The 26,669-nt window shown below is 74.5% G+C and carries 3 protein-coding genes; all 3 read right to left on the reverse strand.

Translation table 11 applies throughout. From position 1 onward, the window contains the following. Nucleotides 1-39: 39 nt before the first annotated feature. Genes AB0G04_RS41185 through AB0G04_RS41195 form a run of 3 tightly spaced genes read right to left on the reverse strand, consistent with a single transcriptional unit; the run spans nucleotide 40 to nucleotide 26,617 of the window. Entirely contained in the window at nucleotides 40-9,945 is a 9,906-nt protein-coding gene (locus AB0G04_RS41185; protein ID WP_360995185.1) for a type I polyketide synthase, read from the reverse strand. Nucleotides 9,946-9,970: 25 nt separating this feature from the next. Next, entirely contained in the window at nucleotides 9,971-18,469 is an 8,499-nt protein-coding gene (locus AB0G04_RS41190; protein ID WP_360995188.1) for a type I polyketide synthase, read from the reverse strand. 18 nt (nucleotides 18,470-18,487) lie between these two features. Continuing rightward, the gene (locus AB0G04_RS41195; protein ID WP_360995191.1) at nucleotides 18,488-26,617 is read right to left on the reverse strand and encodes an SDR family NAD(P)-dependent oxidoreductase; all 8,130 of its coding nucleotides are present in this window, start codon (nucleotides 26,615-26,617) and stop codon (nucleotides 18,488-18,490) included. Nucleotides 26,618-26,669 lie beyond the last annotated feature (52 nt).

Raw genomic sequence — 26,669 nt, forward strand, 5'->3', positions numbered from 1 at the left:
AAGGGCTCCGGGGTGACCCCGGAGCCCTTTTCGCCGTCCTCAGCCCAGACCGTCCAGCCAGGCGGTCACCGCGGCCGCGGTCTCGGTCGCGTACTCCGCCATCACCGAGAAGTGGTTGCCCGGCACGTCGACCGCGGTGTGCGGCAGGTCCCAGGCGGCACGCCAGTCGTCGTCGCGGTCCCAGGGCCCGAGCGGTTCGGTGGCCCGCACCACCAGGGTCGGCGTCTCGATCTCCTTGGCCTGGAAACCGCCGGTCATCACCCCGTAGTGGGCCTGCGCGGTGAGCCGGATGTCGTCCATCGGCACATACTGGTGCTTGCGTTCGAACACGCCGGTGGACAACTCGTTCTGCCACACCGCGTGCATCGGCTGCGACAGCGGATACACGTCGACCAGCACCAGGCCGGCCGGCATGACGTCCTCCTCCTCCAGATATCGGGCCAGCGCGTGCGCCAGGATCCCGCCACCGGAGTGCCCGACCAGCACGAACGGCTCGTCCCCGACGAGGTCGCGCAGGCATCGGGCCTGCCACGCCAGTGCCACGTACGCGTCGGCGGGCAGCAGCTCGCCCCGGCCGAAGCCCGGAACGGGCAGGACCGAGACCTCCCGCTCACCGCGGAAGGCCGCGGCGAAACGGGCGAACTCGTGCGGTCCACCCGCCGCGGTGGTCCCGGTGTGACAGACCAGCCGGGGGGTACGGTCCCCGCGTACCAGGGACACCGGGTACGGCCCGTCCGCCATCTGCGACGGGTCGGTGAAGACCGGCCGGAACTGCGAGGTCTCGTACGTCATCTTCATGAAGTCCACCACCCGGTTGGTCCGGATGGCCTCCCAGTAGAGGGAGTTGAGCAGGCCGACCGGATTCTCGTCCTCGGGTGAGATGCCGAGTACCGGCGCCGCCGGGTCACCCGCCGCACCGGGTGCTCCGAGCAGTGCCTGCTCCACGTGCGAGGCGAGCAGAACCGCGGACGGGTGGTCGAACGCCGCGGTGGGACTGAGGGTCAGGCCGGTCGCCGCCTGCAGCCGGCTGCGCAGCTCGATCGAGGTGAGCGAGTCGAAGCCCAGTTCGAGGAACTTGTCGTCGGGTCCCACCGCCTCGGCTCCCGGATGGCCGAGCACCCGGGCGGCGTGACCGCGCACCAGTTCGAGCAGGCCCGCACGCCGCTCGTGCGGTGCCGCGGTCAGCAGCGTACGGCGCAGCTGTTCCGCGTCGGCGGCGGGCGGTTCCGGCCGGGCCGGATCGCGTGCCTCCGGAACACCGGTGAAGAACGACCGCGGGCCGGTGGCCGTCATCGAGGCGATGAACGGCTCCCAGCGGACGTCCGCGACGACGAGCGTGGTGTCGTCGTGCTCGATCGCCTCGCCCAGCGCGGACAGTGCCTCCCCGGGATCCATCGCCGGCAGGCCGAGGCGTCCCAGCCGGTCGCGGATGGCCGGCGCACCGGAGATCCCGTCCGGGTCGTCCCACGGACCCCAGGCGACCGAGGTCGCCGGCAGGCCGGCGGCGCGCCGGTGCTCGGCCAGAGCGTCGAGGTATGCACCGGCGGCGGCCTGACCCGACTGCCGGCTGCCGCCCCAGACGCCCGCGGCCGAGGAGAACAGCACGAACGCCGAGAGCGGCCGGTCGCGGGTGAGTTCGTGCAGGTGCCGGGCGCCGGCTGTCTTGGGTGCCAGCACACCGCCGATCGACTCCCGCGTGAGCGCGGCCAGCTCGGTGTCGTCGCGCACGCCGGCGGCATGGAAGACCGCCACGAGTGGATCACCGGCACCGATCCACCGCAGCAGCGCGGCGACCTCGGTACGGTCGGTGACGTCGCACGCGGCGACGGTGAGCCGGGTGCCGGCCGCTTCGAGGTCAGCGCCCAGGGCTGCCGTCTCCGGCGTGGTGGTGGCATGGCGGGCGGCCAGCACGACGTGCGGGGCACCACGGTCGGCCAGCCAGCGGGCCAGCCGCCGGCCCAGCGCGCCCGTGCCGCCGGTCACCAGGACGGTGCCGTCCGGTTTCCACGGTGCCGGCTCCGCGCTCAGCGGCGCACGGACGAGCCGGCGGGTGAACGTGCCGTTGGGCCGCAGTGCCACCTGGTCGTCGGTGCCGGTGCCGAGGATACCGACGAGCTCGGCCGCCACCCGGGCGTCCATCGTGGCGGGCAGATCGATCAGACCGCCCCAGCGGTCCGGCTGCTCCAGTGACAGCACCCGGCCGAGCCCCCAGACGGCGGCCTGATCGGGTGACACCGGCGCACCGGAGCCGCCCGGGCCGGCGGCGCCCCGCGTGATCGTCCACAGGGGCGCGTCGATGCCGGCGGCGATGACTTCCACGCTGGCCCCGACCGGCTCGGCCGAGGCGCCCAGCGACACCAGCGAGACCACACCGGCCGGTGGCGGCGACATCGCCGGGTCCACCTCGGCCGGCCCGACCACGACCGGAACCGCCCCCCGCATGCGCATCGCCGCCCCGATCAGAGCCGCGATCTCGCGGACCTCGTCGTCGTCCGGCGTCACCACCAGCCATGTGCCGCTCAGGACGGAGGGACCGCCACCGGGCACCGTCTCCCATGCCACCCGGTAACGCCACGGCGCCGCCGTCGTGGACGGCGTGACCGGCGCGGGGATCGCCGCCGGCTCGGCCGCCAGCCAGTAACGCTGATGCTGGAACGCGTACGTCGGCACCGGCACCCGCCGCGCGCCGGACCCGGCGAACACCGCCGTCCAGTCCGGTGAGACGCCGGCGACGTGCAGCCGGGCCACCGCCTCCAGGACAGCGCCGGTCTCCTCCCGGTCGGCACGCAGCACCGGCACCACCAGCGGGGATCCGGGCGTGTCGGCGAAGCAGGACCGGGCCATACCGGTCAGCACACCGGCCGGCCCGATCTCGGCGAACCGGGTGAAACCGTCGGCGGACAGATGGGCCAGCCCGTCCGCGAAACGGACCGGTTCGCGCACCTGCCGGACCCAGTAGGCGGCGTCGAACTCCTCGATCGGCGCGCCCGTGAGGTTCGAGACCACGGTCAGACGCGGCCGCTCGTACGTCAGCCCCGCGAGCACCTCGGCGAACTCGGCGAGCATCGGCTCCATCCGCGCCGAGTGGAACGCGTGCGACACCCGCAGCCGGGTGGTCCGCCGGCCCAGCGCGGTGAAATGCTCACCGGCCGCGGCGACCGCGGCGGTGTCACCGGAGATGACGACCGCGGTCGGTGCGTTGACCGCCGCGATCTCGGCGCCCGCTGTCAGGACCGCGGTCACCTCGTCCTCGGTCGCCTGGACGGCCAGCATCGCACCGCCGGCGGGCAGCGCGTCCATGAGGCGGCCACGGGCGGCGACGAGCGTACAGGCGTCATCCAGGGAGAGCACCCCGGCCACGTGTGCCGCGACGATTTCGCCGATGGAGTGGCCCAGCACGGCGTGCGGGCGGATGCCCCAGTGCTCCACGAGCCGGTGAAGCGCCACCTCGACGGCGAAGAGCGCCGCCTGCGCGTAGCCGGTACGGTCGAGCGCCTCGGCGTCCTCGTCGATCACCTCACGCAGCGGGCGGTCCAGCAGCGTGTCGAACCGGGCACAGACCGCGTCGAAGGCGTCGGCGTACACCGGGAACCGGTCGTACAGCTCACGGCCCATCCCGATCCGCTGAGCGCCCTGCCCGGTGAACAGGAACGCCAGCCGGCCCTCGGTGACGCGGCCGCACGGCACTCCCCCGGCCTCCGGATCGCCGGATGCCAGCGCGTCGAGCCCGTCGAGCAGTCCGGCCCGGTCGGTCGCGAGCACCACCGCGCGGTGATCCAGCGCGGCCCGCCCGGTGGCCAGGGTGTACCCGATGTCGGCGGGCGTCTCGTCGTGCCCGGCGGCGAACGCGCGCAACTTGGCGGCCTGGGCCCGCAGTCCGTCAGCGGTCCGCGCGGCCAGCGGCACGGGGACCGGCGACGGTCCGGTGGCCGGTGCCACCCCGGCCGGTACGGTGGGCGCCTCCTCCACGATGACGTGCGCGTTCGTCCCGCTGATGCCGAAGGCGGAGATGCCGGCGCGGCGCGGCCGGCCACCGGCTGTCCACGCCACCGGATCGGTCAGCAGTTCCACCGCGCCGGCGGCCCAGTCGACGTGCGGGGTGGGTGCGTCGACGTGCAGCGAGCGGGGCAGCTCGCCGCGGCGCAGAGCGAGCACCATCTTGATCAGGCCGGCGGCCCCGGCCGCGAACTGGGTGTGCCCCAGGTTCGACTTGACCGAGCCCAGCCACAGCGGGTGCCCGGCGGGCCGGTCCTGGCCGTAGGTGGCGATCAGGGCCTGCGCCTCGATCGGGTCGCCGAGGGTGGTGCCGGTGCCGTGGGCCTCGACGGCGTCGACGTCGGCCGCCTCCAGCCCGGCGTCGGCAAGCGCCTGCCGGATCACCCGCTGCTGTGACGGGCCGTTCGGCGCGGTCAGCCCGTTGGAGGCCCCGTCCTGATTGACCGCCGAACCCCGCACCACCGCGAGCACCTCGTGGCCGAGACGCTTGGCGTCGGAGAGCCGCTCGATCAGCACCAGCCCGATCCCCTCGGACCAGCCGGTGCCGTCGGCGGCCGCCGCGAACGGCTTGCACCGGCCGTCGGCGGCGAGTCCGCCCTGCTTGCCGAACTCGGCGAAGACAGCCGGCGTCGGCATCACCGTCACACCGCCGACCAGGGCCATCGCGCATTCGCCGAGCCGCAGCGACTGAACGGCCATGTGCAGTGCGACCAGCGCCGACGAGCACGCCGTGTCGACGGTGACGGCGGGCCCCTCGAGGCCAAAGGTGTAGGAGATCCGGCCGGACATCACGCTGCCCGCGTTACCGGTCATGTAGTGGCCCTCGGCGTCGGCCGGCAGCACCACCCCCGCACCGTAACCGGTGGAGGCGCCGCCGATGAAGACACCGGTGCGGCTTCCCCGCAGCGAACGGGGATCGAGCCCGGCGCGTTCGAACGTCTCCCAGGCCGTCTCCAGCAGCTGTCGCTGCTGCGGGTCCATGGCGATCGCCTCGCGCGGCGAGATGCCGAACAGGCCGGGGTCGAACAGCGCGGCGTCATAGAGAAAACCGCCCTCCGGCGCGAAGCCGGCGTCCCTGATCTCCGGCCAGCCCCGGTCGGTGGGGAACCCCGAGACGCCGTCACCGCCGTCGGCAAGCAGTGTCCACAGTTCCTCGGGCGACCGCACACCACCGGGAAAGCGGCAGCTCATCGCCACGATGGCGAGAGGCTCGGTGACGTGCCCGGTGGCCGGCCCGGCCGCCGGCCGCTCCGCGGTGCCGGACACCAGGCCGCCGAGCAGATGGGTGGCGAGGTCGTCCGGTGTCGGGTAGTCGAAGACGAGCGTCGCCGGCAGCCGCAGCCCGGTGGCACCGGCGAGGATGTTGCGCAGGTCGAGTGCGGTGAGCGAGTCGAATCCGAGATCGCGGAACGCCCGGCCCGGCTCGATCGCGTCCGGGGACGGGTGGCCGAGCACGAGGGCGGCGTGACCGCGTACGAGATCGAGCATGATGCCCTGCCGCTCGGCCGGATCCGCCGCCCGCAGGCGCCGTTCCAGGGTGGCCTCCGGATCGGCCTCCCCGGCGGGTGCGCTCGCCACGGCCGCCCGGACCTCGGGCAGGTCCGCGATGAGCGGGCTGGGACGTGTGGCGGAGAACGCGGCAGCGAACCGGGGCCAGTCGATGTCCACCACGGCAAGACAGGTTTCGTCCCGGTCGATCGCGGCGGCCAGGGCCGACATCGCCGTCGCCGGGTCCATCGGGGGAACTCCGGCCGTCCGCAGCCGCCGTAGCACCACCTCGTCGGTGGCCAGACCGGCTTCGGCCCAGGCGCCCCACGCGATCGAGGTCGCCGTCCGTCCGCTGTCGCGGCGGCGCCGGGCGAGGGCGTCGAGCGCGGCGTTGGCGGCGGCATAGTTGGCCTGACCGGCGGCACCGATGGTGCCGGCGACGGAGCTGAACATGACGAACATCGACAGCGGCAGGCCGGCGGTCAGGTCGTCGAGCACCTCCGCCGCGACGGCCTTGGCGCGCAGCACCGCGGCGAGCCGCGGAAGATCCAGCGTGTCGATCACGCCGTCGTCGACCACGCCGGCGGCGTGCACGACGCCGGTCAGCGGCCGGTCGGCGGGTATCGCGGCGAGCAGGCCGGCGACGGCGGTGCGGTCGGAGACGTCGCAGGCGGCGACCGTGACGGTGGTGCCGCGCGCGGCCAGTTCGGCGACCAGGGCTTCGGAGCCGGGAGCGTCCGGCCCACGGCGGCTGACCAGCAGCAGGTGCGGCACACCGCGGTCGGCCAGCCAGCGGGCGATCGACGCGCCGAGAGCGCCGGTGCCGCCGGTGACGAGCACGGTCCCGTCGGTCCGCCACGGGGCCGGTACCACCGTGGAAGCTGGCTCGGCGCGCACCAGACGGTGCGCGAACACACCCGACGCACGCAGCGCCAGCTGGTCCTCACCGTGTCCGCCGGCCAGCACACCGGCCAGCCGCCGTGCGTCCCGGCCGGACAGTTCCGGCGGCAGGTCGAGCAGGCCGCCCCAGCGGTCCGGCAGCTCCAGCGCGGCGACCCGGCCGAAACCCCACACCTGCGCCTGGGCGACGCTGCGCTGCGTCTCGGAGCGGCCGGTCACCACGGCGCCGCGGGTCAGGCACCACAGCGGGACCGGGGTCCCCACGTCACCGAGCGCCTGCACCAGCGCGACGGTGGCGGCGAACCCGGCCGGGACGGCGCCGGAGGCGGCGGCCGGTACCTCGGCAGCCGACAGCAGCGAGGCGATACCGGCCGGTTCCACCTCGGCGAAGGCGTCGAGCAGCATTTCGGTCAGTGCGGCGCGGTCGGTGCGGGCCGCCTCCACGGCGAGCATGACCACCTCGGCACCGGCTCCGCGCAGCGCATCGGCGGTGCCGGCCGCTCCGGGGTCCGCGGTGTCGTGCAGCAGCAGCCACGTGCCGGTGAGTTCACCGGCGGGCAGGTCCGGCAGTGGCTTCCAGACGGTGCGGTAGCGCCAGGAGTCGATGGTCGACTCGGTACGGCGCCGGCTGCGCCAGGCCGACAGGGCGGGCAGCACCTCGCGCAGCCCGTCAGCGGTCTCCAGGCCCAGGGTTCCGGCGACCCCGTCGACGTCGCGGCGTTCGACCGCGGCCCAGAAGCCGGCCTCCGCCGGATCGGCCGGCCGCACGTCCGCGAGTTCGGCGGCCGGGGTGTCGATCCAGTAGCGGTGCCGCAGGAACGCGGTGGTCGGCAGGTCACCGAGGCGGGGCTGATGTGCGGTGAAGAACGCCGTCCAGTCGACCGGGACGCCGTGGGCGTACAGCTGGGCCAGGGCCCGGACCACGGCCTCGGATTCCGGGCGGTCGGTCCGCAGCGCCGTCGCCAGCACCGGCCCGCCTCCGGCTCCGGCTCCGGCTCCGGCTCCGGCCGGATCGTCGTCGAGTGCCATCCGGACCAGGCCGGTGAGGGTGCCGTCCGGGCCGAGTTCGAGGAACCGGGTGACGCCCGCGCGGAGCAGGGCGTCGATGCCGTCGGCGAAACGCACCTCCGACCTGGCGTGCCGCGACCAGTAGCCGCCGTTCAGGGTGTCGTCGCCGGCCGGTTCGCCGGTCACGTCGGAGATGATCGGGATCGCGGGTGGCGCGTGCCGCAGCCGCCCGGCGACGGCGTCGAGCCCGGCCAGGATCGGATCCATGCGGGCCGAGTGGAATGCGTGACCACCGCGCAGCATCGTGGTCTTGCGGCCCTCGGCCTGCCAGCGGGCGGCCAGCTCCTCGACGGCCTCCCGGTCACCGGAGACCACCACCGAGGAAGGTCCGTTGACGGCTGCCAGGTCGACCCGCCCCGGATGGCCGGCCAGGGCCACGCGAACCTCGTCCTCGCTCGCCCGGACGGCCATCATCACGCCGCCCGCGGGCAGTTCGTCCATCAGCCGGCCGCGCGCGGCGACCAGCTCGCACGCGTCCGGCAGGGTGAGCACCCCACCGACGTGCGCGGCGACGACCTCACCGAATGAGTGCCCGAGCAGATAGTCCGGGGTGATCCCCCAGGACTCGAAGAGCCGGTACAGGGCCACCTCGACGGCGAACGTGGCCGGCTGGGTGTAAACGGTCCGGTCGAGCAGGGCGGCGTCGGCGGAGTCTGGCCCGGCGAACACCAGGTCCCGCAACGGCCGGTCGAGGAGCGGCGCGAACGCGTCGCACACCGCGTCGAACGCGGCCGCGTAGGCGGGGAACGCGGCGTACAGATCCCGGCCCATGCCCGCGCGCTGCACCCCTTGGCCCGGGAAGAGGAAGGCGAGCCGGCCGGAACGGCTCTGCCCGGTCAGCACCGACGGGGAGGGCTCCCCGGCCTCGATCGCGGCGAGCGCGGTGACCGCCGTGCCGGTGTCGGCGGCCACCACGACGGCACGGTGCTCGTGCTGAGCCCGGGCGGTGACCAGTGACCAGCCGACGTCCGCCCGGTCCGGGCCGGTGGCGGCGAACTCCCGCAGCCGCGCAGCCTGGGCCCGCAGACCCTCGGGGGTACGGCCGGTGACGACCCACGGCAGAGGTCCGGCGTCCGGGCGCGGGCCGCGCTCCGGGGCGGGTCCGGACGGCGGAGCCTGCTCGATGATGGTGTGCACGTTGGTGCCGCTGATACCGAAGGACGAGACGCCCGCCCGCCGCGGGGCGCCGGTCTCCGGCCACGGCCGGGCCTCGGTGAGCAGGCTGACGTCGCCCGCGGTCCAGTCGACGTGCGGTGTCGGGTCGTCGGCGTGCAGGGTCCGGGGCAACAGCCCGTGCCGCATGGCCAGCACCGTCTTGATGACACCGGCGATACCGGCGCCCTGCTGGATGTGGCCGATGTTCGACTTGAGCGAACCGAGGTACAGCGGGCGTCCCGGTGGGCGCTGCGCGCCGTAGGTGGCGATCAGCGACCGTGCCTCGATCGGGTCGCCGAGCGGGGTGCCGGTGCCGTGCGCCTCGACGGTGTCGATCTGCTCCGGCGAGAGCCGCGCGTCGGCCAGGGCCTGCCGGATGACACGCTGCTGGGCCGGGCCGCTCGGGGCGGTCATGCCGTTGGACGCGCCGTCCTGGTTGACGGCCGAACCGCGGATGATTGCGAGTACCTCGTGGCCGTTGCGCCGGGCGTCGTCGAGGCGTTCCAGGAGCAGCACCGCGGCCCCCTCGGCGAAGCCCATGCCGTCGGCGCCGGCCCCGAACGCCTTGCACCGGCCGTCGGCGGCGAGTACCCGCTGTCGGCTGAGCTCGACGATGCTGATCGGGTTGGGGATGACCGTGACGCCACCGGCGATCGCCAGCGTGCACTCCTGCCGGCGGAGCGCCTGGGCGGCCAGGTGCATGCTGACGCTGGACGAGGAGCAGGCGGTGTCGACGGTGAGTGCCGGTCCCTCGGTGCCCAGCACGTAGGCGATCCGGCCGGACACCACCGACAGCGCACTGCCGGTGACCAGGTATCCCTCGGATCCGGCGGACGCGCCGGCCGCACCGGCGCTGTAGCCGAGCGAGCTGGCGCCGACGAAGACACCGGTCCGGGTGCCCCGCAGAGCGGTCGGTGCGATACCGGCCCGTTCGACGGTCTCCCAGCACACCTCGAGCAGCATCCGCTGCTGCGGGTCCATCGCGGTGGCCTCGCGCGGGCTGATGCCGAAGAACCCGGCGTCGAACATGGTGGCGTCGCCGACGTAGCCACCGGCGGCGGAGTACGTCGTACCGCTGTGGCCGGGGTCCGGGTCGTAGATGTCGGTCAGGTCGAACCCGCGGTCGGCGGGGATCGGGCCGACCGCGTCGATGCCGTCGGCGACCAGGCGCCACAGGTCGTCGGGGCCGGTGATGCCGCCGGGCAGCCGGCAGCCCATCGCAACGATCGCGATCGGTTCCTGGTCGCCGGATTCGGCCGCACGCAGCCGGTGCCGGGTGTCGTGCAACTCGGCGATGACCCGCGCCAGATATCCGCGCAGTTTCTCCTCGTTGTCCATGCGAACGTCGATCCTTCCGGGAGGGTCAGGCGAGGCCGAGGTCCTGGTCCACGAGGGCGAAGAGTTCTTCGCTGGAGGCCGAACCGAGCTTGTCGATGAGGTCGGGGGCGCCGGCCGGTCCGGCCGGTCCGGCGGCACGGGCGTGCCGGTCGAGCAGCGCCTCGAGCCGCAGCACGATGCGGACGCGCTCGATGTCGTCACCGGGCAGAGCCGCAAGCGCGGTGTCGAGGCGGTCCAGGTCGTCGGCGGACGGCAGCGCCGACGCCGTCTGCGTGCCGCCGAGTTCAGCCGCGATCGAGGCGGCCAGCACCGCCGGTGTCGGGTGGTCGAACACCAGCGTGGCCGGCAGGGTCAGCCCGGTGGCGGCGCTGAGCCGGTCCCGCAGTTCGACCGAGGTGAGCGAGTCGAGGCCGAGTTCACGGAATGCCCGCCCGGCTTCGATCGCGCTGTCCGAGGCGTGTCCCAGCACCACGGCGGTGTGGGTACGCACCAGGTCGAGCAGCGCCCGTTCCCGGTCGGCCGGCGCCAGCGCGGCCAGGTCGCGGCGGACCGCCTCCTGGCCGGCGGCACCGGCGGCGGACTCCGGCGTGACCGGCTCACGCAGTGCGGCCACGTCGGGCAGGTCGCTGATCAGCGGACTCGGCCGCATCGCGGTGAAGGCCCGCGCGAACCGCTCCCACTCCACGTCGGCCACCGTGACGCAGGTGTCGTCGTTCTCGAGTGCGTGGTGCAGGGCGGCGATGGCGTTCTCCGGGTCGAGCATCGGCAGGCCGATCCGCCGCATCCCGCCCTCCGCCGCCGGGTGCACCATGCCCCCGCCGTCCCACGGCCCCCAGGCCACCGAGAGGACCCGCGCGTCCGAGGCGCGGCGGCTCTGGGCCAGCGCGTCCAGGTAGGCGTTGGCCGCGGCGTACGCACCGTGCCGGCCGCCGCCCCAGGTCGCGGCGATCGAGGAGAAGTAGACAACGGTGTCGAGCTGGTCGGGATCGAGCAGTTCGTCGAGGTGCCGGGCACCGGCGACCTTGCCGGAGGCGATTGCGGCCAGTTCGGCGGGACCGGTGTCGGCCACGTCGATCAGGCTGTTGACGCCGGCGACGTGGAACACCGTGCGGACCGGGTCGCCGGCCGCCTCCAGGCCGGTGAGCAGCTCGCGCACCTGCTCCCGGTCGGTGAGGTCGCAGGCGGCCACGGTCACCCGGCTGCCCCCGGCGACCAGGTCGGCCTCCAGTGCGCCGAGCCCGGGTGCGCCCCGGCCGCTACGGCTCACCAGCACCAGGTGTTCGGCGCCGTGACCGGCGAGCCAGCGGGCCACCCGGTCACCGAGCGCACCGGTGCCGCCGGTGACCAGGACGGTTCCGGTCGGCTGCCAGGGCCGGGCGGGGCGGTTCCCGGCCGGGGCGCGGCCGATCCGGCGCAGGTACGTCCCGGAGGTCCGCAGCGCCGTCTGGTCCTCGCCGTCGGTACGGGTGAGGGCGGCGACGAGCCGGTCCGCGCCGCGGGTGTCCAGCACGGACGGCAGGTCGATCAGGCCGCCCCAGCGGGCGGGGCTCTCGAGTGCCGCGACCCGGCCGATGCCCCAGACGGCGGCCTGTTCCGGGTGGTCCACCGGTTCCGAGCCGACCGCGACGGCACCGCGGGTCACACACCAGAGACGGGCACCGGAGCCGGCCTTCTCGAGGGCACGCAACAGGGTCACCGTGGCCGCCAGCCCGGCGGTGATCACCGGGTGCTCCGGGTGCGCCGTCTCGTCGAGGGCGAGGAACGACAGGACACCGCCGGCCTCGGCCAGTTCGCCGGTCAGCTGGTCCTCGCTGGTGGTGACGGGGTCGACCACGACCACGGCGGGTTCGGCGCCCGCGGCGGTGAGGGCTTCGACACAGGTGCGTACGTCCGCCTCGGCGGCGTTCCCGGCGGGGACCACGACGGCCCATCGTCCGGTCATCGGCCCGGCGGGCAGGTCGGCGACCGCCTTCCAGGTCACGGTGTAGCGGCGGTGGTCGATCTCGTCGGCCCGTACGCCCCGGCGGTGCCAGGAGGACAGTGCCGGCAGCAGGTCGCGCACCGCGTCGGCGCGGTCCACGGCCAGCAGGCCGGCCAGTGACTCGGCGTCCTCGCGGGCGACCGTGTCCCAGAACGCGGCCTCGAACCCGGGCGTCGTCGCGGTGCCCGGCACGGCCGCCGGTGCGGTGGCCGGGCGCGGCCAGAAGCGGTTCCGCTGGAACGCGTAGGTGGGCAGCTCCGCGGCGGCGACCGCCGGGCCGGGAAGCGCCGTGGACCAGTCCACCGCCACGCCCCGGGTGTACGCCTCGGCGAGGCTGGTCAGCAGCCGCCGGGTGCCGCCGTCGTCACGCCGGAGCGTGCCGATGACGTCGGCGCGCCGCCCGGTGGCGGTCAGCAGTTCGGTCAGCGGCACGGCGAGCACCGGATGCGGGCTGATCTCCAGGAAAACGGTGCCCTCGGGCACGGCGGTGATCGCCTGGTCGAAGCGGACCGGTTCGCGCAGGTTGCGGAACCAGTAGGCGCCGTCCATGCCGGTGGTGTCGAGGCGCTCGCCGGTCACCGACGAGTAGAGCGGGACGGCCGACGGCCGCCCGGTCACATCGGCCAGCAGCCGGAGCAGCGGCTCGCGCAGCGGCTCGACATGGTCGGTGTGGGAGGCGTAGACGACCGGCACGCGCTTGACGCGTACGCCGGTGCTCTCGCCCTGGGCGACCAGTTCAGCGAGCGCATCCACGTCGCCGCCGACCACGACGGCGCCGGGGCCGTTGACCACGGCGACCGCGAGCCGGCCGGCCCACGGTTCGATCCAGGAGGTGGCCTCGTCGAGGGAGAGCGCGACCGAGACCAGGCCGCCGCGGCCCGCGATCCGGCCGAGTTCCCGGGACCGCAGCGCCACCACCTTGGCGGCGTCCTCGAGACTGAGCGCGCCGGCCACACAGGCCGCGGCGATCTCGCCCTGGCTGTGCCCGACGACGGCGGCGGGGCGGACACCGTGGAACCGCCAGACCTCGGCGAGCGACACCATGACGGCGAACAGCATCGGCTGGACGACATCGTCGCGATCGAGCGCCGGGGCGCCCTCGACGCCGTACAGCACGTCGTGGGCCGACCAGTCGAGATAGGGGGCGAGGGCGTGTGCGCAGGCGTCGAAGCGCTGCTGGAAGGCGGGGTACCGCTCGTGGAGCTCGCGGGCCATGCCGGCCCACTGCGAGCCCTGACCGGGGAAGACGAAGACCGCCTCGGAGACGCCCCGGGCCACACCGCTCACGACCCCGGGCGCGGGTTCGCCGGCGGCCAGCGCCGCCAGCGCGCCGGTGAGTGCGTCCGGGTCGCCGCCGATGACGACGCTGCGGTGCTCGAGCCGGGACCGTTGGGCGAGGGCCGCGGCGATTCCAGCCACCGGGTGGTCGGGGCGCTCCCGCAGATGCGCGGCGAGCTGCCGGGCCTGGGCGCGTACGGCCTCGGCCGACCGCCCGGAGAGCAGCAGCGGCACGGCTTCGCCCGCGACGGGCGGCGACGCCGTGGTGGACGGGCCGGAGGGCGCTTCCTCGATGATGATGTGCGCGTTGGTGCCGCTCGCACCGAAGGACGAGACCGCGCCCCGCCGCGGCCGTCCGGCGGCGGGCCACGGCTGCGGGTCGGTGACCAGCCGGACCGCCCCGGACTCCCAGTCGACGTGCGGCGTCGGCGCGTCGACGTGCAGGGTCCGCGGCAGTACGCCGTACCGCATGGCGAGCAGGATCTTGATCACGCCGGCCATGCCGGCGGCCGCCTGGGTGTGGCCGATGTTGGACTTGACCGAGCCCAGCCACAGCGGCTGGTCACCGGACCGCTCCTGGCCGTACGTGGCCAGCAGCGCCTGTGCCTCGATCGGGTCGCCGAGGGTGGTGGCGGTGCCGTGGGCCTCCACCATGTCGACGTCCGAAGCTTGCAGCCCGGCGTCGGCCAGGGCCTGCCGGATGACCCGCTGCTGTGCCGGTCCGTTGGGGGCGGTGAAGCCGTTGCTGGCCCCGTCCTGGTTGAGCGCGCCGCCCCGGACCAGGCCGAGGACGGGATGGCCGTTGCGGCGTGCGTCGCTGAGCCGTTCGACCAGGACGACACCGGCGCCCTCGCTCCAGCCGGTGCCGTCGGCCGCCGCGGCGAACGGCCGGCAGCGGCCGTCGGAGGCGAGCCCGCCCAACCGGCCGAACTCGGAGAACGGCCCCGGGGTGGCCATCACGGTGACCCCGCCGGCGAGTGCCATCGAGCAGTCGCCACGGCGCACCGCCGCGGCGGCGAGCTGGAGAGCGACAAGCGACGAGGAACAGGCGGTGTCGACCGACAGCGCCGGGCCCTGCAGGCCGTACGTGTAGGCCAGCCGCCCGGAGATCACCGCCGCGCTGACGCCGGTGATCAGGTGTCCACCGGCGCCGGCGTCGCTGTTGGTCAGCACGACGCCGTAGTCCTGGGTGTTGGTGCCGACGAACACGCCGGTGTCGCTGCCGCGAAGCGTGTGCGGATCGATGCCGGCCCGTTCCAGGGTCTCCCAGACGGTCTCCAGCAGGACACGCTGCTGGGGATCCATGGCCATGGCCTCACGCGGGCTGATGTCGAAGAACGCGGCGTCGAAGTCACCGGCGTCGTAGAGGAACCCGCCGGCCCGCGGATACTCGACGGGGTCGGCGTCGGGGTCCCAGCCGCGGTCGGTGGGGAACTCGCCGATGGCGTCGCCGCCGGACTCCAGCAGCCGCCAGAAGTCCTCGGGTGACCGGATGCCACCGGGATAGCGGCAGCCGATCGCGACGATCGCGATCTGGTCGTCCCCGGTGTCCGGCCGCACGGTCGCCACCGGTGTCGGCGGCGCCTCCGCGGTGGCCGCGTCAGCGGTCAGCTGCCGGCCGATGTGCGCGGCGAGAACCGCCGGGGTCGGGTAGTCGAAGATCAGGGTGGCCGGCAGCCGGATCCCGGTGCGGGTCTTCAGCCTGGCACTGAGCTCGACCGCGGTCACCGAGTCGAAGCCGAGATCGTCGAAGGCCCGGTCGACCTCGACCGCGTCCGCGCCCTGGTGGCCGAGCACCGCGGCGGCCTCGGTCAGTACGGCCGTGAGGACGAGCCGCCCGTGCTCCCCGGGGTCGGCGGCGGCGAGCTCGTCGAGCAGCGGCGGCCTGGCCGCGGCGGTGGAGTCCCCGGCCGCGGCGACGGCGGCGACCTCGGGCAGGTCGCCCAGGAACGGGCTGGGCCGCGCGGACAGGAAGCCGGGGGCGAAGCGGGGCCAGTCGACGTCGGCGACGACCAGGTCGCCGTCCCCGGCGTCGACGGCGGCGGCGAACGCCTCCATCGCGGGGGCCGGGTCCATCGGCACCAGGCCGCGCCGGATGAGGTAGGCGGCGGAGTCGTCGCCGGCCGCCATCCCGCTGCTCGCCCAGGCGCCCCAGGCGATGGCGGTGGCCGTACGGCCGGCGGCGCGCCGCTGTTCGGCGAGGGCGTCGAGGAAGGCGTTGCCCGCGCTGTAGGCGCTCTGCCCGCCCGCGCCCCATACCCCGGCGACCGAGGAGATGAGGACGAAACGGTCGAGCGGCAGGTCCGCGGTCAGCGCGTCCAGGTTGGCGGCTCCGTCGACCTTGGCGCGGATGGTGGCGGCGAACTCCTCCGGGTCCAGATCCGCCAGCGCGGCCGCGGCACCCGCGCCGGCCGCATGGACGACGGCGGTGAGCGGCCGGCCGGCGGGGAGACCGGCGAGTACGGCCGCGAGTGCCGTCCGGTCGGCCACGTCGCACGGGGCCACCGTGACGGTGGTGGTGGACGAGGACAGTTCGGTGATCAGCGCGCGGGCGCCGGGGGCGTCCGGCCCGCCCCGGCTGAGCAGCAGGATGTGCGGGGCTCCGCGGCCGGCCAGCCATCGGGCGATGTGACCGCCGATCGCGCCGGTGCCTCCGGTGACCAGCACGGTCCCGGCCGGCTGCCACGGCTCGGCGGTGTCCACGGTGGCCGCGCGGAGCAGCCGGCGGCCGAACAGGCCGGAGGCGCGGACCGCCACCTGGTCCTCGTCGGCGGCGGCGAGGACCGCGGCCAGACGCCGGCCGTCCCGCTCGGTCACCGTGGCGGGCAGGTCGATCAGGCCACCCCAGCGGCGCGGGATCTCCAGGGCCGCGGCCCGGCCGAGCCCCCAGACCTGGGCCTGTTCCGGCTCGCGCAGCGCGTCCGCCCGGCCGGTCGACACCGCACCGCGGGTCAGGCACCAGAGCGGAGCGTCCACACCGGCGGTCTCCAGCGCCCGCAGGAGTGCCAGTGTCAGCGCGACACCGGCGGGCGGGCCGGACGGGTCCGGGGTGTCCGGCGCGTCGGTCAGGGCGATGACCCCGCTGATCTCGTCGGCCTCGAGGACGGCGTCGAACAACTCGTCGGTGAGCTCGGCGTAACCGGTCACCGCCGGGCACCGGACGGTGGTGGCACCGGCCGCATGCAGGGCCGCGACCACGTCGTCACCGGCGCCGACCACCAGCCAGGTGCCGGTCAGCGGGGCGGCCGGCGGCTCGGGCAGCGGCCGCCACGTCACCCGGTACCGCCAGGCGTCGATGACGGCCCGGGTCTGCCGGCGTTCGTGCCAGGAGGCCAGAGCCGGCAGCAGGGCGGTCAGGGAGGTCTGCTCGGCGTCGTCGGCGAGGCGAAGCGCACGGGCGAGGGCATCGTGGTCGCGGCGGGCCACCGAGTCCCAGAACGCGGCGTCGGTGGTACCGGACACCGGCGGTGTCTCGGGTGCGGACAGCCAGTAGTGCTGCCGCTGGAACGCGTAGGTGGGCAGCGGATGCGGTACGCCGGTGTGCTCGCCGAGGAGTGCGGTCCAGTCGACGCGTTCGCCGCCGGTCCAGCGTCCGGCCAGGGAAAGCGCGTCCTCGGGGGTGCCTTGCGCGGAGATGACCGGGCCGTCCTGGTCACCGGACGCGAGGGCGGCGAGGGCACGGGCGAAGTCGGCGGGTTCGCGGCCGAACACCACGGCCCGGTACTCCAGCGCGGCACGGGTGGTGGCCAGGGCCCGCGCCACCGCGATCGGGTCGGTGACGGTGCCGGCGAAGTCGGCGAGCACGGCGGCCTGGGCCTGCAGCGCCGGTGCCGACCGGGCCGACAGCGTCCACGCAACGATCCGCGGGGTCTCGTCCGGGGCCGCGGGCGGGCCGTCGGCGGGCGGCGCCTCCTCGACGATGACGTGCGCATTCGTGCCGCTGATCCCGAACGAGGAGACCCCGGCACGCCGGGTCCGTTCGCCGGCCGGCCAGTCGCGGGCGTCGGTGAGCAGGCTGACGGCTCCGGAGGACCAGTCGACCTCGGGGGTGGGTTCGTCGACGTGCAGGGTGCGGGGCAGCAGATCGGCGTGCAGGGCCAGGACCATCTTCATCACTCCGGCCACGCCCGCGGCGGCCTGGGTGTGGCCCACGTTGGACTTGACCGTGCCCAGCCAGAGCGGATCCGCATCGGCCGGCCGGTTGCGGCCGTACGTCGAGAGCAGTGCCTGAGCCTCGATGGGGTCGCCGAGGCGGGTGCCGGTGCCGTGTGCCTCGACCGCGTCGACATCGGCGGCTTCGAGGCCCGCGTCGCGCAGCGCGTCCTGGATGACCCGCTGCTGCGAGGGCCCGTTGGGGGTGGTGAGGCCGCTGGACGCACCGTCCTGGTTCACGGCGGTGCCCCGGATGACGGCGAGCACCGGGTGCCCGTTGCGGCGTGCGTCACCGAGCCGTTCCAGTAGCAGCACCCCGGCGCCTTCGGACCAGCCGGTGCCGTCGGCCGAGGCCGCGAAGGACTTGCACCGGCCGTTCCCGGCCAGGCCGCCCTGACGTGCGAAGTCCAGGAAGGTGTCCGGGTTGACCATCACGGTCACGCCGCCCGCGACAGCCAGGCTGGTCTCGCCGGAGCGCAGCGACCGGGCCGCCAGGTGCAGGGCGACCAGGGACGAGGAGCAGGCGGTGTCGACGGTCAGCGCCGGACCCTCGAGCCCCAGCGTGAACGCGACCCGGCCGGAGAAGACGCTGCCGGTGTTGCCGGTGCCGAGGAACGTCTCGACACCGTCCGGGATGTCGAGGATCCGCTTGGCGTAGTCCTGGTACATGAGCCCGGCGAAGACGCCGGTACGGCTGCCGCGCAGCGTGGTCGGGTCGATGCCGGCCCGTTCGACGGCCTCCCAGGTGATCTCCAGAAGCAACCGCTGCTGGGGGTCCATGGCCAGGGCCTCACGGGGCGAGATGCCGAAGAATCCGGCGTCGAACCGGCCGGCGTCACGCAGGAAACCGCCGACGGGTTCGAGTGTGGCGGGGACCGCGCCGAGGTCCCAGCCACGGTCGTCGGGGAAGGCCGACATGGCGTCGGTGCCGCCCCGGATCAGTTCCCAGAACCTCTCCGGTGTGTCGGCCCCGCCGGGGTAGCGGCAGCTCATCCCGATGATGGCGATGGGCTCCCGGTCCGCTTCCTCGACCGCGCGCAGCCGCTGCCGGACCTGGTGCAGGTCGGCGGTGACACGCTTGAGGTATTCGCGGAGCTTCTCTTCGTTGGTCATCGCAGTCCTCCGCAGGTCTCAGGAAGCGCCGAGCTCGTTGTCGATGAAGTCGAAGATCTCGTCGTCGGTGGCCGCGTCGAGTCCGGCGGCGACCGGAGGGCCGGTGACCGTGGACTCGCCGCCGTACTTGGCCGCCATGGCCATGAGCCGGGCGACGGCCCGCCGCCGGACCTCCTCGTCCAGCCCGTCGAGGGCCAGGCCGCCGGCGACCCGGTCGATGTCGTCCATCAGGCCCGGATCGGCGCCCCCGGTCACGGCCAGGCGTTCGCCGAGCTCGCCGGCCAGTTGCACCGCGGTCGGGTAGTCGAACACCAGCGTGGACGGCAGCCGCAGGCCGGTCGCCGTGTTGAGCCGGTTGCGCAGCTCCACCGCGGTCAAGGAGTCGAGGCCCTGTTCGGTGAAGCCGCGTTCCGGTTCGATGGCGGCGGCACCGGGATAGCCGAGGGCCGCGGCGGCCTGACCGCGGACCAGGTCGAGCAGTGCCTCCCGGCGCTGGGCCGGATCGAGGCCGGCCAGCCGCCGGGTCAAGTCCCGCCCGTCCGGCGCGGCGTCGCCGGCACGGCGGGGAGTCACCGGTACCAGTGCCCGCAGCAGCGGCGGCACCGTGTCCGCGGTTCCGGCGAGGGCCCGGACGTCGATCGGGTTGAGCACGGTGTGTGCCAGACCGGAGCTAAGCGCCCGATCGAACAGGGCGAGCCCGTCCGCGGCCGTCATGCCGCCGCCGATCCGCGCGACGTCGCGGTCGGCGAGTTGCCCGGTCATGCCGCCGGACACCGACCACAGGCCCCATGCCATCGACTGGGCGGGCAGGCCCCGGCCGCGCCGGTAGGCGGCGAGGCCGTCGAGCAGCCCGTTGGCGGCCGCGTAGTTGGCCTGGCCCGGTGCGCCGAACGTGGCCGCGACCGAGGAGAACAGCACGAACCAGCGCAGATCGAGCCCGGCGGTCAGTTCGTGCAGGTGCATCGCGGCGTCGGCCTTGGGCCGCAGCACCCGCTCCACCCGATCGGCGGTCAGACCGCCGAAGACACCATCGTCGAGCACACCGGCGCAGTGGATCACCCCGGTGAGCGGTGCGGTGTCCGGGACGGCAGCGATGATCCGCCGCAGGTCGTCGCGGTCACCGGCGTCACCGGCCGCGATCGTCACGTGTGCGCCGAGTTCCTCGAGCGAGGCGGCCAGATCCGCCGCGCCGGGCGCGTTCATGCCCGTGCGGCTGGTCAGGACCAGTCGCCGTACGCCGTACGCCCGCACCAGGTGCCCGGCGATCAGTCCGCCCAGCGCCCCGGTGCCGCCCGTGACGAGCACCGTGCCCTCGACGGGTGTGGGGTCCGGCTCCGGGTGCGGCGCGTCGCCACGGACCAGTCTCGGCACGGTGACCGTTCCGGCTCTGACGGCCAGCTGCGGTTCCTCACCGGCGGACGCCGCCACGACCGCCGCCCACGATGCGGGGTCGTCGTCCACGTCGGCCAGCACGATGCGGCCCGGGTTCTCGGTCTGTGCGCTGCGCAGCAGACCCCAGAGCGCCGCTCCCGCCGGGTCGGTCACCGCTCCACCGGCGGGCGTCGCCAGCCGGGTGAGCACCACCAGGCGCGACGGCCGGTCCGGTTCGTACGCCAGCCACCGCTGGACGAGTTCGAGGGCGGCGACGGTCCGGTCGTGGACCAGGCCGGCGGTCACCGGGGTGTCCTCCGGGCCGGTCATCGGAACCACCACGAGGTCCGGGACCGCCTCGGTGGGCAGCTCGCCGGCAAGCGGGAGGCCGAGCCGTCCGGCGGCCACCGGGTCACCGACGACGACCGCGGCCGGTTGCGTCCCGGCGGGCGGCGCGACCGTGGTCCAGTCCACGGTGAGGAACGCGTCGGCCGGGCCGGTCACGGCAGCCGGGAGGGCCGCCGGGCGCAGGGCGAGCGCCTCGACGGTGGCGACCGGGCGGCCGCCGCTGTCGGCGATCTGCAGCGCCACGGTGTCGTTGCCGGCCGCGGACAGCCGGATCCGGATCGCGGCGGCACCGATCGCGTGGAGGGTGACCCCGGACCAGGCGAACGGCAGCCACGGCCGGATGGGGTCGGAGACGAACGCGCCCAGCCCGATGCCGTGCAGCGCCGCGTCGAGCAGCGGCGGGAACAGCGCATACAGGCCGGCTTCGGCGGTGGCCTCGCCGTCGGTCTCGATGTCGGCGTAGACGTCGGCGCCGAGCCGCCAGGCCCGCCGCAGCCCGCGGAACACGGGGCCGTAGTCGAGTCCGGTCGCCGCGACCGCGGCGTACAGGCCGGTGACGTCGATCGGTTCCGCTCCGGCCGGCGGCCAGGCGGCGAGGTCGAACGTCGCGGGCGCGCCCTCGCCGGGGGTGACGACACCGGTGGCGTGGGTGGTCCAGTCGCCGGCACCGCCGGTCTTCGCCGCGATGACGATGCGCCGGTCCCCCGTCTCGTCCGGTTCGGCGACCCGGATCTGCAGGTCCACCGGACCGTCCGGGGGCACGATCAGCGGCGCCGCGATGGTCAGCTCGCGGACGGCGCCGCGCCCGGTGTGGACCGCCAGTTCGACGAAGGCGGTCCCGGGAACGACGATCTGCCCGAGCACGACGTGATCGGCCAGCCACGGGTGGGTGGCCACCGACAGCCGCCCGGTGTAGACGTCGCCGTCGCCGCCGGTCAGCCGGACGCTGGCGGCCAGCATCCGGTGGCCGGCGCCGTCGAGCCCGGCGGAGGTGACGTCACCGGCCGGGGCGGCGGACGGCCAGAACCGTTCACGCTGGAAGGCGTACGTCGGCAGCGGCACGATCCGGCCGCCCCGCCCGTCGAGGACCGCGGCCCAGTCGACCGTGGCGCCGGAGACGAACAGCCGGCCCAGTGCGTCGAGGACGGTCGCGGCCTGGTCCCGGTTGCGCCGCATGCCCGCCGTGTAGAGCAGGTCGGGGGCGGTCTGCGGGGCCATCGCGGTGAGCACCCCGTGCGGACCGGCCTCCAGGCAGCGGACCACGCCGTGGCCCGCGAGCCAGGCGACGCCGTCGGAGAACCGCACGGCCTCGCGGACGTGGCGCACCCAGTAGCCGGCGGTGAACTCCTCGACGAGCTCACCGGTCAGGTTGGACACGATCGGAATGCGCGGCGCCCGGTAGGTGAGACCCGCCGTCACCGTCGCGAACTCGGCAAGCATCGGTTCCATCCGGGCGGAATGGAAGGCGTGCGACACCGTCAGACGGGTCGACCGGGGGCACTGCGGCTCCAGGTCGTCGATCGCCTCGGCGTCACCGGAGAGCACCACCGCCTCGGGTCCGTTGACCGCCGCGATGTCGATCCGGCCGGCGTAGGGGGCGATCGCGGCACGGGCCTGCGCCTCGCTCATCCGTACCGCAAGCATGGCTCCACCGGCGGGCAGGTCCTGCATGAGCCGGCCGCGCGCGGCGACCAGGGTGACCGCGTCGTCCAGGCTCATCACCCCGGCGACGTGGGCGGCCGCGATCTCGCCGATCGAGTGGCCGAGCAGATAGTCGGGGCTGACCCCGAAGGACTCGAAGAGCCGGTACAGGGCCACCTCGACCGCGAACAGGCCGGCCTGCGTGTAGACGGTCCGGTGCACCTCGACGCTGGCGATCGCGTCGCGCAGCGGCCGTTCGAGGTGCTCGTCGAAGCGGGCGCAGATCGCGTCGAACGCCTCGGCGAAGACGGGGAACCGGGCGGCGAGCCCGCTGCCCATGCCGGGCCACTGGGCGCCCTGGCCGGTGAACAGGACGGCGGTCCGGCCGATGGCCGACGCGTCGGCGTCACCGTCACCGGCGGCGATCCGGGCCAGGACGTCGACGGCGCCGGCGGGCACCACGGCCCGGTGCTCCAGCATCGCGCGGGCGGTGACCAGTGTGTGCCCCACGTCGACGGAGCGCAGGTCCGGGTGGGCGGCCACGTGCTGGAGCAGCCGGTCGGCCTGGGCCCGCAACGCCTCACCGGTACGCGCCGACAGCACCCACGGCACCACGGTGCCCTCGGGCTCGGCGGTCAGCGGCTCCGGCACCCGGTGCGGGGCCTCTTCCAGCACCACGTGAGCGTTGGTGCCGCTGATGCCGAACGAGGAGACGGCGGCCCGGCGCGGGCGCCCGGCTCCGGCGGGCCACGGCACCGGGTCGTTCAGCAGGCGCAGGTCACCGGCGTCCCAGTCGATGTGCGGTGACGGTTCCTCGGCGTGCAGCGTCCGGGGCATGACCCCGTACTGCATGGCCAGGACCATCTTGATGATGCCGGCGACACCGGCGGCGCACTGGGTGTGGCCGATGTTCGACTTGATCGAACCGAGCCACAGCGGCCGGTCGCCACGCTCGGAGCCGTACGCGGCCAGCAGCGCCTGCGCCTCGATCGGGTCGCCGAGCACCGTGCCGGTGCCGTGCGCCTCCACCACGTCCACGTCCGCAGGCGTGAGGCGGGCGTCGGCGAGCGCCTGGCCGATGACCCGCTGCTGGGACGGCCCGTTCGGGGCGGTGAGCCCGTTGCTGGCGCCGTCCTGGTTGACCGCCGTACCGCGTACGACGGCGAGCACCTGGTGGCCGTTGCGCCGTGCGTCGGAGAGCCGTTCGACGAGCAGGACGCCCACGCCCTCGGACCATCCGGTCCCGTCCGCGCCGGCGGAGAACGGCTTGCACCGGCCGTCACCGGCAAGGCCACCCTGGCTGTCGAAGCTCGGGAAGATGCCGGCGCTCGCCATGACCGTGACGCCACCGGCGATCGCCATGGTGCATTCGCCGCGGCGCAGTGCCTGGGCCGCCAGGTGCAGGGTGACCGACGACGACGAGCAGGCGGTGTCCACGGTCAGCGCCGGGCCTTCCAGCCCGAAGCTGTACGCCACCCGGCCGGAGATGATGCTCGGGGCCGTGCCGGTGAGCATGTGCCCCTCACTGCCGGCGGGCATCTGGCTGTTGATGCCGTAGCCGAACGTGGAGGCGCCGATGAACACCCCGACGGGTTCGCCGCGCATCGACTCGGGGTCGAGCCCGGAGCGTTCGAAGACCTCCCAGCAGGCTTCGAGGAGCACCCGCTGCTGCGGGTCCATCGCGATGGCCTCACGCGGGGAGATGCCGAACAGACGGGGGTCGAAGTCGGTGGCGGCGTCGATGAAGCCGCCCCGGCGCGCGTATCCGGCCGGGTCGGTCGCCCAGCCGCGGTCGAGGGGGAACGGGGTGATGGCGTCGGTGCCGTCGGTGAGCAGCTGCCAGAGCTCCTCGGGACTGTTCGCCCCGCCGGGGAACCGGCAGCTCATGCCGACGATGGCGATCGGGTCGTCGTCGGTCGCGGCCCGGCTGCGCCTGGGTTGTGCGGCCGCCGGCGCACCGACCAGTTCGGTGCGCAGGTGTCCAGCGAGTGCCTCCGGGGTCGGGTAGTCGAACACCAGCGTCGCCGGCAGCCGCAGCCCGGTCGCCGTGTTGAGCCGGTTGCGCAGTTCCACCGAGGTCAGCGAGTCGAAGCCGAGGTCCTTGAACGCCCGGCCGGGCACCACCGCGTCGGCGGAGCCGTGTCCGAGGACGCCCGCGGCGGCGGTGCAGACCACGTCGGTCAGAAGCCGGTCGCGGTCCGCGTCCGGGAGTGCTGCCAGGCGCTGGGCCAGGCCGGATCCGGCGGTGCCGCCGTCGTCGGCACGGCGGACCGCAGTGGTGACCAGGCGCCGCAGCAGGGCGGGCACCGTGGCCGACTTCCGGACCGCGTTCAGGTCGAGCTGAGCCGGAACCACGTGCGCGTCGGGCAGTGTGCGGGCCGCGTCGAACAGGGCCAGCCCGAGTTCGTCGGAGAGGCCGCCGCCGTGCCGGGCCGCGAGTTCGCCGCCCATGCCGGCGGCGTTGGCCCACAGGCCCCAGCCCAGAGACTGACCGGGCAGACCAAGACCACGGCGGTACGACATGAAGCCGTCCAGGAACGCGTTCGCCGCCGCATAAGCCGCCTGCCCCGCCGAACCGAACACCGCCGAGATCGACGAGAACACCACGAACAACCGCAGATCCCGATCCCGCGTCAACTCATGCAGATGCACCACCGCGTCGACCTTCGGCGCCAGCACCGCGGCAACGCGTTCCGGAGTCAGACCGGTGAACACCCCGTCGTCAAGGACACCGGCACAGTGCACGACACCAGCGAGGCCTTCGACACCGGCGACCACAGCCGCCAGCGCATCACGATCAGCCACATCGGCAGCCACCACCCGCACCGACGCACCCGCCGACTCCAACCGGGCGACCAACTCCTCCACACCCGGCGCGGCCGAACCCGACCGGCTCACCAGAACCAGATCCCGCACACCCGCCGACTCAGCCAGATGCGCCGCCACCAGAGCACCCAGACCGCCCGTACCGCCGGTGATCAGAACCGGACCGTCGACCGGTGCCGGGGCTGTGGCCGGAGGAACGGCGCGCACCAGTCGCGGCGCCAGGACGGCACCGCCACGCATTGCCACCTCGGGTTCGTCCAGGCCGGCCGCGGTCGCCAGGGCCGCCCATGAGCGATCGTCGCCGTCCACGTCGGCGAGCACGATGCGGCCGGGGTTCTCGGTCTGGGCGGCCCGCAGCAGGCCCCACACCGCGGCGCCGGGCAGGTCGGACACCGTACCCGCGGCCGGAACCGCGCCCCGGGTGACGACGGCCAGTGTGGTGGCGGCCGGTACGTCGGCGGCGAGCCAGTCCTGCACGATGCCAAGCACCCGTCCGGTGACCGCCCGGACGCCGGTTCCGGCGTCGGTGGACGGGTCGGCGGGCAGTACGACGACGCCCTCGGGCAGGTCGCCGCCGACCGCGTCGAGCAGCGGCGCACCGAGCCGTGCCGCCAGTGCGGCGTCACCGATGACGGCGGCGACCTCCGCGCCGGACGCTCCGGCCGTGGCGGCCAGCGGTGTCCATTCCACGGTGTACAGGGCGTCACGGACGCCGGCGTCGGCACCGGTGGAGAGTTGCTCCGGCGACGCGCTCCGCAGCATCAACCGGCGCACCGTGGCGACCGGCTCTCCGATGCCGTCGGCGACCCGGAGGGCCACCGCGTCCGGCCCGTCGAGCCGCAGTTCCACCCGGAGCCGGGTGGCGCCGGCCGCGTGCAGCGTGACGCCGGACCAGGCGAACGGCAACCGCGCCTTGCCGTCGGCCGGGAAGACCAGGGCGGAACTGTGCAGCGCGGCGTCCAGCAGAGCGGGGTGCAGACCGAACCGGCCCGCATCGGGGTGCGCCTCCTCCGGCACCGTCACCTCGGCGTAGACCGTGTCTCCGGAACGCCACGCGACGTGCAGGCCCCGGAACACCGTCCCGTAGTCGAGGCCGGCCCCGGTGGCCAGGCGGTCGTAGAACCCGTCCAGGTCCACCGGCTCGGCGTCGGCCGGCGGCCACTGCGCGAACGTGAAGGTCTCCTCATCGAGTACGCCGGTGATCGCCCCGGAGGCGTGCAGCGTCCACGGGCCGTCGAAGTCCCCCTCCGGCCGCGCGTGGATGCGCACGTCCCGGACGCCGTACCCGTCGGCGGCGGTGACCAGGACCTGCACCTGCACGGCGCCGGTGGCGGGCAGGATCAGCGGTGCCTCGACGGTCAGCTCGTCGATCCGGCCGCCGCCGACCTGCTGCGCGGCGCGCAGGGCCATGTCGACGAACGCGGTGCCGGGCACGACCACCCGTCCCCACACGTTGTGGCCGGCCAGCCACGGGTGGGTGCCGAGCGACAGGCGACCGGTCAGGAGCACCTCGTCGGCACCGGCGACCGGCACCGCGACACCGATAAGCGGATGTTCGGTGGCGTTCATGCCGGCCACCGTGACCGTTCCGGCGCCCTCGGCCGCCCGCGGCCAGAACCGGCGGCTCTGGAAGGCGTACGTGGGCAGTTCGAGAGTGACCCGCCGGGGCAGTGCCGCCGTCCAGTCGACGGCCACACCGGCCGTCCACAGCTTGGCGGCCGCCTGGAGCACGGTCTCGGTCTCGTCGCGGTCCTTGCGCAGGGCCGCGGCGTAGGTCAGATCCGGTGCGGTCAGCGCCGCCATCCCCGACAGCACACCCGACGGACCCACCTCGACACACCGCGTCACACCGTTCGACGCCAGCCAGGACACCCCGTCAGCGAACCGGACCGCCTCCCGCACATGCCGCAGCCAGTAGACGGCGGTGAACTCCTCAACAGGCTCACCGGTCAGATTCGACACGATCGGAATCCGCGGCGCCCCGAACGACAAACCGTTCAGCACGGCCGCGAAG

It is taken from the genome of Actinoplanes sp. NPDC023801, assembly GCF_040639655.1.
GTDB lineage: Bacteria > Actinomycetota > Actinomycetes > Mycobacteriales > Micromonosporaceae > Actinoplanes.